Here is a 10,399-nt window from a genome sequence, read left to right on the forward strand (position 1 = left end):
CTGCTCGCCTGGAGAGCGCGTGAGGGTCGCCGCGAGGTTGACCCTACAGAGGGGCGATCGCTAGGCTCCCGTCGAACGGACCCTCCCCCACGTGACGACCTCTCAACCGAAGCGTCAGCCCATCCCATTCGGGAAGTACCTCCTACTGGACCGCGTCAACATCGGCGGCATGGCGGAGGTGTGGCGCGGCAAGCAGTTCGGCGCGAGCGGCTTCGAGCGGCTCGTGGCGATCAAACGCATCCTGCCGAACATCGCGGAGGACGAAGAGTTCATCTCGATGTTCATCGATGAGGCGAAGATCAGCGTTCAGCTGAGCCACGCCAACATCGCGCAGATCTACGAGCTGGGGCAGATCGCCAGCAGCTACTTCATCTCGATGGAGTACATCCCCGGCAAGGACATGCGGGCCATCTTCGACCGGTGCCGGAAGAAGGGTGAGCCCGCGCCCGTGCCGCTGGTGGCCTTCTGCCTGTCGAAGATGTGCGAGGGCCTGGACTACGCCCACCGCAAGAAGGACGGGATGGGGCGGGACATGAACATCGTCCACCGCGACATCTCGCCGCAGAACGTCCTCATCTCCTTCGAGGGCGAGGTCAAGGTCATCGACTTCGGCATCGCCAAGGCGGCGGGCAAGGCGACCAAGACGCAGGCGGGCATCCTCAAGGGCAAGTTCGGCTACATGAGCCCGGAGCAGATCCGCGGCCTGCCGTTGGACCGGCGCTCGGACGTGTTCGCCATCGGCGTGTGTCTCTACGAGATGCTCACCGGCGAGCGGCTCTTCGTGGGCGACAGCGACTTCAGCGTGCTGGAGAAGGTGCGCAAGGCGGAGGTGCCGCCGCCGTCCACGTACAACCGGCGCATCCCGGAGGTGCTGGAGAAGATCGTCATGCGCGCGCTCGCCAAGGACGTGGACGAGCGCTACCAGTACGCCAGCGAGCTGGGCGACGACCTGCAGCGCTTCCTCATCACCAGTGAGACCATCTTCGGCCGCAAGGACCTCATGCAGTACATGAAGTCCACCTTCGCGGAGGAAGTGGAGCGCGAGAAGCAGCGCCTGTCCGACTACGCCGACATCCGTCCTCCCGATGGCATGCTCGCCGCGCTCGAAGCGGCGACGGGCTTCAGCACGGGAGGCTCGGGCGGGATGATGGCGATGCCCGCGGCGGCTCCGCAGCCTCCGCCTCCGCAGGCGGTTCCCGTGGTGCAGCCGATGGCCGCGCCGCCTCGGGCCACCGCGACGATGGGGTCCGTGTCGCCCACCGGCGTGCGGCGCTCGCCCACGCTGGCCGCGCTGCCCCGGTTGACGGCGGCCACCGCCGCGCCCGCGCCGAAGGAGGACGAAATCCAGGCCACGCAGTTGGTGTCCAGCGACCACGTCTTCGACGACAGGCCGGAGCCGACCACGCAGCCTGGAGCGACGGTGGGCCGCACCGTCACTCCGCTGGAGACGCGCGCCCAGTCCCAGGGCGACGAGGACGAGGAGCCCACCACGGGCAAGACGTCGATCGTCCCACCCCAGGCCCCGCCGAGGATGTCCCAGCCGATGCCCGTGCTGACGCCCGCGGGCGCGCCGCCACGTCCCTCGGTGACGGTGCCCACGCTGATGCCCTCGGAAGTCGCCGCGTCGGCCCCCGGGCCGCGTGGCAGCCGTGGCGGAAATGATGGGCTGCCCCGCATCGTCCGGGACGGGCCCTCGCCGGACACCTCGCAGGGGATTTCGCGCTCGGCGCTTCCGCCGGAGGTCTCGCAGGGGCTCTCCCGCGCGGCGCTGGCGGAGGGGCTGCAGAACAACTCGCGTCCGCCTCCCATGCTCGGCGCTGGAACTCCGCCGAGGCCGCCTCCGCCGCGTCACGTCGAGCAGGACGAGGACGACGACCAGGAAGACCGGCCGACCGCCGCCGTGCCCGCGCTGGGTCGACGGAGCCTGGACAAGCGGGTGCTCTATGGGGTGGGCGGGGCCGTGGCGCTGCTGGTGCTCCTCCTCGTGGGGTGGGTGGCGACGCGTCCGGGGGTTGGCTACGTCATGCTGGATCTCCAGCGCGTGCCGCCCGAGGTGCGAGGTCGGATGCAGGTGACGCTGGACACCCAGCCCATCCCCGTGGAGAGCGGTGGCACCACGCTCTTGCGCGAGGTGACGGCGGGGCAGGTCATGGTGACGGTGAGCGCGGAGGGCTACAAGACCTTCACGCGGACCCTCCAGGTCAACAGCGGCAAGGGCGTGGAGCCGGTGGAAGTCGCACTGGAGAGCCTGGTGCGCACCGCGTCGCTGGTGCTCGTCACTCAGCCCTCGGATGCCCAGGTGAAGGTGGACGGCAAGGTCATCCGGGCGCAGGGCGCTTCGGACGCGTTCATCAAGGGCGTCCCCATCTCCGGCCAGGAGTGGGTGGTGGAAATCAGCGCGCCGCAGCACAAGCCCGCCTCCAAGCGCGTGCCGTTGACGGGTGACGGTCCGTTCGAGGTGTCGCTGAAGCTGGAGCCGGTGGTGTCCAAGGTGTCGGTGAAGATCGACTCCAAGCCGGCGGGCGCGGTCATCTTCGCGGGTGGCCAGGAGCTGGGGGAGACGCCAGCCACGGTGCTGGTGTCCCCGAACGTGCGTCAGCTCACCCTGAAGCTGAAGTGCCACAACGACGCGGAGGTGGACGTTCCCGCGCCGGAGGCCGGAGAATCCATCGCCACGGCGACGGTTTCCCTCAAGCGTCAGCCCCGCTGCCGTTAGATTTCATGAAATCGAGCCCCGCTTCCCTCGTGGGAAGCGGGTGCGTCAGCTCCTCGAACCGGGGAGCGACAGGAGGCGTGTGTCCGTGAGCAAGGTGCGCAAGGTTCACAAGGAAGATCCGCTGGCGGACCTCCCCCGTTGGGCGCAGCAGTTGGCCCGCAAGTACTACACGAAGACGGTCAGCACCTTCCTGCTCTACGGGGCGGTGAGGGACCTCCAGCCGCTCCAGTTGGAGGACGGCGGGCGGGGCTTCGGCACGCTGAAGACCTTCCTCTCCGAGGAGCTGTTCGGCGGGCGGGACCACGTCCTCTTCTACGACCGCTCGTCGGGCATCCGCTCGGCCACGCCGGAGACGCAGAAGGACCTGGCGCGGACGATGTCCGGCTACGACGCGATGTACGGCACGGACTACGCGAAGGTGACGCCGAGAGACCCAGGCCGCGCGCTCCAGATTCTGGAGAACTTCCTGCGGATGCGGCTGAGCGAGGGCCGCTCGCTGGCGCTCATCATCGACTTCGCGGAGACGCTGGTGCCGGGCGGGGAGATTTCCCACCTGTCGTCCGAGGACCGCTTCGTGCTGGCCACGTTGGACAAGTGGGCGCATGACCCGCAGTTCCTCGCGGGCGACGTGTCCGTGGTGCTGCTGGCGGAGAACCTGGCGGACATCTCTCCGCGCATCTCCCGCAACCCGTACGTGGCGCCGATTGAACTGCCGCTGCCCACCGAGGAGGAGCGGCTGGAGTACGTGCGCTACAAGCTGGAGGGCAAGCGGCTCCAGTCGCTGTCGGAGGTGCCGCTGGCGGGCCTCGCGAAGATGACGGCCGGCCTGTCGCGCATCAACCTGGACCGCGTGCTGACGGAGGCGCTGGAGCGGGAGATTCGCATCACCTCCGACCTGCTCAAGGAGAAGAAGAAGGAAATCATCCAGGCGGAGTGCCACGGCCTTCTGGAGTTCATCGAGCCGACGCACACGCTGGATGCGGTCGCCGGACATGCCAAGGCGAAGCAGATGCTGCGGCAGGCGGCCTCCGCGCTGAAGAAGGGGCGCATCGAGGTGATGCCCATGGGCTACCTGCTGTCGGGCCCGGTGGGCACCGGCAAGACGTTCATGGTGAGCTGCTTCGCCGGGGAGATTGGAATCCCGGTGGTGAAGTTCCTGAACTTCCGCAGCCAGTGGCAGGGTGTCACCGAGGCGAACCTCGAGAAGATCTTCAACCTCCTCAAGGCGCTGTGGCCGGTGGCGGTGATGATCGACGAGGCGGACACCTTCCTCGGCAACCGTGACTCGGGTGGAGATTCGGGGACGAGCAGCCGCGTGTTCGGCTCCATTGCCTCCTTCATGGGCAACACGCAGTACCGCGGCAAGATTGTCTGGTTCCTGATGACGGCGCGGCCGGACCTGCTGCCCATCGACCTCAAGCGTCAGGGGCGCGCGGAGGAGCACCTGGCGCTCTTCTATCCGCAGACGGACGCGGAGCGGGACGAGCTGTTCCAGGTCATGTCCAAGAAGACGGGCGTGTCGGTGGAGGGCATCGATTCCTTCTCCAAGATGATTCCGGAGGGGATTCGGGCCTTCAGCGGCGCGGACATCGAGGCCGTCATGGTGCGCTCGAAGTTCCGCGCGCTGGCGGAGGGCCGGGAGTCCGTGGCGAAGGAGGACCTGGCGGCGGTGCTGGCGGACTTCGTGCCCCCCAGCTACCCGCTGGAAATCGAGCTCCAGAACCTGGTCGCGGTGCAGGAGTGCACCAGCCGGGAGCTGCTGCCGGAGGTCTACCGCTCGGTGGACCGTGATGCCATCACCCGTCGCGTGCGCGAGCTGAAGGCGCTGCTCGAAGAGGGGTAGCACCTCAGGAGACCGGCACCGGGGTTCCGCCCAGGTGCGGGTCGTCCACGTGCTCCACGATGGCCACGCGGTCTCCCGCGGAGAGCGCGTCGTGGAGCACGATGATGGCTTCGTTCGAGTGACGGATGCAGCCATGGGACACGTCCGCGCCCAAGAGGGCGGGGGCGTTGGTTCCATGCAGCTCCTCGGCGGAGTGCCGGCCGTCGGCCCAGGACAGGTCGAGGATGCGTGTGCCGAAGACGTGCCGGTCGTTCCACAGGCGCGCGCCCGCTGCTTCGGCGGCGGCCTGGTCCAGTCGGGCCCGGATGACCTTGAGTCCCGCGCGAGTGGGCGTTGCGGACGTGCCCGAGGCATTCGGGAAGATGTCCAGCAGGCGGCCCTCGGCGTCGTAGAGGAACGTGCGGTGCTCACGCAGCGCGACGACGACGCGCACGGGTTGGCCGTCGTAGAGGGCGGGAGGCGTCCCGCGCGACTGGCCGCGCATGCCGGGCTCGGGGGCCAGGGCATCGAGCGCGCGCAGCGTGGGGGCGTCCAGGACGCCCGTGGGTTTAACCGAGGGGAAGTCGCGACGCGCGTGGACCTGGAAGTTGCGCAGGGCGCGCACCGTCTGCGGACCGAACTGTCCGTCCGCGCCGCCGTGGAGCGCGAAGCCCATCTTCAGCAGCGCTGTCTGTACCGCGCGCGGGCCGTCACCTCGCGAGCCCGAACCGAGGACCTGTTGTCCGGACGCAACGTCTACGAGCTGGGGCAGCCCGGTGAAGCGGGCGTTGCCGAGGGGCGGGGATACCGAGAGCCAGGATGAGCTTCCCCAACCGTTCGTGGTGGTGGGCTGCACGGGAGTGGGAAGGACCGCGTTGGCGCTGACGAGGGCGTCGCCGCGCAAGGGGATGGTGCGCTCCGGAGTCCTGAGTGAGGCCGAGTCTGTTGCGAGGATGCTCGGACCTCGTGGAGCGGTTGCGATGTCGCGGGCGGTGGTGCTGGTGCGCTCTGGTGTCCCGAAAGGGGGCGCGACTGTTGCCGGATTGCTCGGACGTCGTGGTGAGGTCGCGATGTCGCGGGCGGTGGTGATGGCTCGCTCTATCGTCCCGAGTGAGGCCGAGTCTTTTGCCAGTGTGCGGCTCGAACCCAGCGGGATGTTTACGAAATCGTGGGCGAGCTTACCGGCCCCTTCACCACGTTGTGCCGTCCGGACTTCGTGGGACGGGCGTCGCGAGACCTGGACGGAGAACGCCGCGCGTGGGGCGGTCTCCACGGAGTTGTCTCGGGCTCGCGTCGGGGGATGCGTGTGAGCCCATCCGGCATCCACATCCCTCGAGAGAGGGACGTCGTCGGCGTCGAGCGAGAAGGGCAGGGTGGGTGAGTCGTTCCGCGAAATGGGCGAGGTCATCCCCAGCCCCTGTGCAATTCACTCGCCCGACGATGGGCAGCCCGAAGCAGCCCTCGCGTGGATGCCCAGTGCGCGCTGAACGAAGAGGCGACGTGAGCCCCGTCAGCCTGCAACCGCGCGCCCGACCAGGGGAGATCCGAATCTGCCCTCGCGGGATGCCCACGGTGAACTCAGCGAATCGTCGAGGTCATCCCTCGCCACACGGCAACGACGCGTCCCACGGCGGGACGTCCGAAGACGTCCTCGCTCGGAGGCTCAGGGTGCGCTCAGCGAGAGAACCTTCCCCGTGGGGATGGAGCGGTGGTCCTTGATGTTGTTCCACCGCATGATGTCCTCGACGGTGATTCCGTAGCGCTGCGCCACGGACCAGAGCGTCTCGCCCTCGGCCAGCGCGTGCACCTTTCCGCCCGGCGTCCCCACGTTCGCGGCCACCTGCTTCGCCACCACCACCGTGCCCGCGCGCTCCTGCACCTGGGAGGTGCCCTCGGGCCACACGTACACCAACGAGCCGACCTGCAACGTCGGGTTGCGGCGGCGCAGGTTGTTCCACTTCTTCAGGTCATCCACCGACACGTTGAACTTCGTGGCGATGACCCACAGGCTGTCGCCGGACTGCACGCCGTACGTCACGCGCTTGCGCCCATTGAGCGTCTCCGTCTTCACCGGACCCGCTGCCACGGGGCCCTTCGGAGTCCCCGCGGGAACCTCGTCCTCGGGCCGGTGCACCACCACGCCGCTGCGGCGGGCCTGCGCCACCTTGCTCGCCAGCGCGCCGCCACTCGTGGGGCCCGCCTTGCTCGCCGGCACCGGAATCACCAGATCCGTGCCGAGCTTCAACGTCCGCGCGCTCTTGAGCCGGTTCATCTGGAGGATGGCCTCCGACGCCGTGCCGTAGCGCTCCGCGATTTGCGACAGCGTGTCGCCCCGCTTCACGGTGTGCACCCGGAACGTCAGTCGCTCGGCCGGCGAGAGCTTCTTGAAGCCCTCCACGAACCGGGGCGACGAGCCCGGGGGAAGCCGCAGCTTGTAGGGGTTCTTCGCGCTCGCCGGAGGCGTGCACCAGCGCTTCAGCTCTGGGTTCAGGTCCTGCACGTCCTGGATGTTCACCCCCGCCGCGCGCGCCACCACGTCCAGGTCCGTCGCGTCCGTCAGTTCCACCACGTCGAACTCGAGGGGCTGCTCGTAGTCGAACTCCTGCTCGGAGAAGCCGAACGCCGACGGGTTCTTCGCCACCAGCGCGGCGGCGATGAGCTTGGGCACGTAGTGCTTCGTCTCCTTCGCCAGGCCCTTCTCCTCCGACAGCACCCAGAAGTCGCGCGTGCCGTGGCGCTCCACCATGCGACGCACGCGGTAGGAGCCGGTGTTGTAGCCCGCCCACGCGAGGTACCAGTGGCCCAGCTCCCTGTAGAGGTCCTTGAGGTACGTCGCCGCGGCGCCGGTCGCCTTGATGGGGTCCCTGCGCTCGTCCACCCAGAAGTCCTGCTTGAGGCCGTACTGCTTGCCGGTGCTGGAGATGAACTGCCAAGGACCGGACGCGTGCGCCCACGAGTACGCGTGCGCGGAGAAGCCGCTCTCAATCATCGCCAGGTACACGGTGTCCCGAGGCAGGCCGTGCTTCTCCAGAATGGGCTGCATCACCGGCAGGTAGCGCGCGGAGCGGGACATCCACTTGCGGAACCAGCGCCGTCCGGGCCCTTGGAAGAACTGGATGTACTGCGCCACCAGCGGCTGCATCTCCACCGGGATGTCGTAGCGGTCCTGAATCAGCCCCACGTCGAACGCGGCCAGGTTGGTGATGAGCGGCAGCTGCTCCGGCGTGTCGTCCTCGCGGAAGGTGGGCTCCTCCAGCGCGTCCAGCATGCGCATGCGCAGCGGGTTCGCGAGCCCCAGTCGACGCAGGGACTGCATCACCTCCGCGCTCGGCCGGGCCGCTGGGTCCAGCGTCACGCCTTCCAGCGCGCGCAGTTCCTCCATCTCCGCGGACTCGGACTCCACCACCTCGCGCGTCGCCTCGGGCTCCCCGTCCGCGTCCTCCGCGTCCTGACCGTTCGCGATGGCGCGCTTGTCGTCGAGCTCCGGCGCATCACTGTTGCCCGGTGTCGACGACTTCTCTTCAGCGGACACCGTGTTGCCGGTAGCGGCTTGCGCCGTGCTCGGGGGCACCGGCGTCGTGCGCGCGGCCTGCGTCTTCGCCGCGTTGCCCGAGTTCGCAGTGGCGGGGGCTGTCTTCTCTCCATTCGTGGGCGCCGAGTTCGCAGTGGCGGGGGGCGTCTTCTCGCCACCGGAGTTCGTGGGCGTCGCGGGCTTCACCCCGTTGCCAGCGACGGGGCTCGTTGCCTCGCCGGCACTCGCGGAGGCAGGGGCCTTCACCGTGTTGTTCGTGCTCGGGCTCGCGGCAGCACCGGCACTCGTGGAGGTCGGGTCCTTCACCGTGTTGTTCGTGCTCGGGCTCGCAGTAGCACCTGCACTCGCGGAGGCAGGGGCCTTCACGGTGTTGCCAGAGACAGTGCCGGCGCCCGTGGGCGCATCGACCTGGGCCGTGGAGCCAACAGCAGGCGAGGAAGCAGAGCCCTCGGTCTTCACCGCACCGGTGTTCGTGGGCTGGGTCTTCGTGACGCTGCCGCCCGTGGTGGGCGGCGTGTCCTTCACCGTCGAAGGGGTGGGGGCAACAGCCCGCGTCTCATCCGCGGCGAGCACGCGCATGCCGGGCGGAGGCGGGGGCATGGGCGGTGGCACTCCCTCCGAGAGAGGGAGCGAGGCCAGGTTCAGCACGAGCAGGCAGAGAGGCAGCATTTGGTCGCAGGAAGAGTGCGCCCAGAAGCAGGCGAAGGCCGAAGTATTCGCCCTTTTTCTTGACAGTCAAACAAGGAGTCGCGCGGTATGGCCGAACTCTGCACGCTCCGTGGGTGCGGCCTGCCAGGCGCTGACGCGTGATTACGGTTTGGCGGGCTTCCGAGTGTCCGCTGGCTTGCTCGACGGCTGATCGTCCACCGGCTTGCCATGCCCCGGCCCCAGGATTCGCGGCAGATACGTCGCGAAGTCGAAGTGGGGCGAGTTCTCCGGGTTGTGGCAGGTGACGCACACGGCTTCACCAGGAGACGCGAGGATGTTGTCGGCGCTCGGCTCGTCCGAGTGCGCGGAGCCAGGCCCATGGCAGCTCTCGCACCCGACGTCCTCGCGCCCGGCCACCTTGTCCAGCCGGCACACGCCACCGGGCTGCTCCCAGCCCGTGACATGGCACCCCACGCAGTTGAGGTGGTGCTGCTTGCCGACCTCTTCCAGCGTCTCCCAGGCGTGGTGGTGCTTGGACTTTTCCCACACCGGGAAGGACTCCTCGTGGCACGCGCGGCACGGCTCGTTGCCGACGAATCCCGACTCACCCTTGGCGGGAACAGGGCAGTCCTGGCCGTGCTCCTTCGCCCAGGCGAGGTTCAGCTTGCCCACCTCCGCGTCGTAGCGCGCCACCAGCGCCTGCGCGTCCGGCAGCGAGGGCAGTCCCGACTCCAGCGGCACGAAGCGCACCGTGAAGCCGTTGACGTCCGTGGCCGCCGCGGGAGGCGCCGTCACCAGGGCCTGCCTGCGCGCCACCAACTCGTCGCGCTTGGCCTGCTTGAGCGCCTTGAGCTTCGGGTCGATGCCCGGGAGGTTGATGTCCTTGTCCAGGAGCGCGGTGCGCTGCTCCAGGGCGGCCACCTCTCGCTCCAGGTCGGCCTGTCCCTTCTGGAGCGCGAAGCGCCCCGGCTGTGGCGCGTAGCTCAAGTCCACGCGCACCAGCGAGCGCCCCTTGCTCTGCGGCGCGACGACGGGCACCGACGCCTTCACCAGCCGGTTCTGCTCACCACTCATCTCCGTGGCGGAGCGCGTGGACACCAGCACGTCCACCGCGAGCCCCGGCGTCTCCGCGGCCTTCTGCGCCTCTTCCAACGGCGCATCCAGCAGCCCCAGCACGAAGTCCGCGCCCTCCGCGCGGGCCTTGGCACTGGCCGCCACGAGCTGCGCGGGCGTCTCCCCCGCGACGACGCCCACCTTGCGAGCGCCCGCCGGCAACAGCTTCACCGCGCCGTCCGCGACCTCCGGCAGACCGAGCCCCTGGCGGAAGTCCGCGCCGCGTGTGTCATCCAGCGGCCCCGTGGCGCGCACCGACAGCCCCATCAGCCGCATGGCATCCGCCAGCGCCTTCGCCTTCAGCTCCTCCTGGGGAACCTGTCCGGGCTTGAGGATGGTCTCCCCGAAGAGGCTGTTGCCGCCGTCCACGTACAGCACGGGCAGGGTGGTGCCCTGGCGTGCCTCGCGCACCTGGAACGCCGCGCGGGCGATGCCGCCGCGCATGTTCTCGCTGCAGCCGCAGGGGCCCAGGTAGCCGCGTGTATCAGCGGAGACGAAGAGGATGGCGCCGGGCGCCGAACTGGACGCGGTCCCGACACCCGCCTCGGGTTCGGGCGGGTGTCGGGAC

General features: G+C 69.0%; 5 protein-coding genes. 2 read left to right on the forward strand and 3 right to left on the reverse strand.

Translation table 11 applies throughout. The annotated features are described in order from the left end of the window. The first annotated feature begins 91 nt into the window (after nucleotides 1-91). Nucleotides 92-2,716, forward strand: coding sequence for a serine/threonine-protein kinase (locus HR086_RS14910; RefSeq protein WP_174465953.1), 2,625 nt, complete (start codon nucleotides 92-94; stop codon nucleotides 2,714-2,716). A gap of 85 nt (nucleotides 2,717-2,801) precedes the next feature. Next, nucleotides 2,802-4,559: an AAA family ATPase gene (locus HR086_RS14915; protein ID WP_174465954.1), complete on the forward strand. Its 1,758-nt coding sequence runs from the start codon at nucleotides 2,802-2,804 to the stop codon at nucleotides 4,557-4,559. A gap of 4 nt (nucleotides 4,560-4,563) precedes the next feature. On the opposite strand, the gene HR086_RS48520 is transcribed toward HR086_RS14915, so the two are convergent. From HR086_RS48520 to HR086_RS14930, 3 genes are all read right to left on the reverse strand, one after another. Then, nucleotides 4,564-5,394 (reverse strand): L,D-transpeptidase family protein, encoded by an 831-nt coding sequence (locus HR086_RS48520; RefSeq protein ID WP_373564304.1) that lies wholly within the window; start codon nucleotides 5,392-5,394, stop codon nucleotides 4,564-4,566. A gap of 807 nt (nucleotides 5,395-6,201) precedes the next feature. After that, nucleotides 6,202-8,670: a LysM peptidoglycan-binding domain-containing protein gene (locus tag HR086_RS14925; protein ID WP_254624859.1), complete on the reverse strand. Its 2,469-nt coding sequence runs from the start codon at nucleotides 8,668-8,670 to the stop codon at nucleotides 6,202-6,204. A 210-nt stretch (nucleotides 8,671-8,880) separates the two neighbouring features. Next, nucleotides 8,881-10,399: multiheme c-type cytochrome (locus tag HR086_RS14930; protein WP_174465956.1), on the reverse strand; the 1,519-nt coding region annotated here is incomplete at its 5' end.

The organism is Myxococcus sp. CA039A, assembly GCF_013336645.1.
Lineage (GTDB): Bacteria > Myxococcota > Myxococcia > Myxococcales > Myxococcaceae > Myxococcus > Myxococcus llanfairpwllgwyngyllgogerychwyrndrobwllllantysiliogogogochensis.

What these genes read in the sequence shown, in the direction of transcription:
- HR086_RS14925 (WP_254624859.1), bottom strand. Translation starts at nt 8,670, where the DNA reads ATGCCCCCGCCTCCGCCCGGCATGCGCGTGCTCGCCGCGGATGAGACG.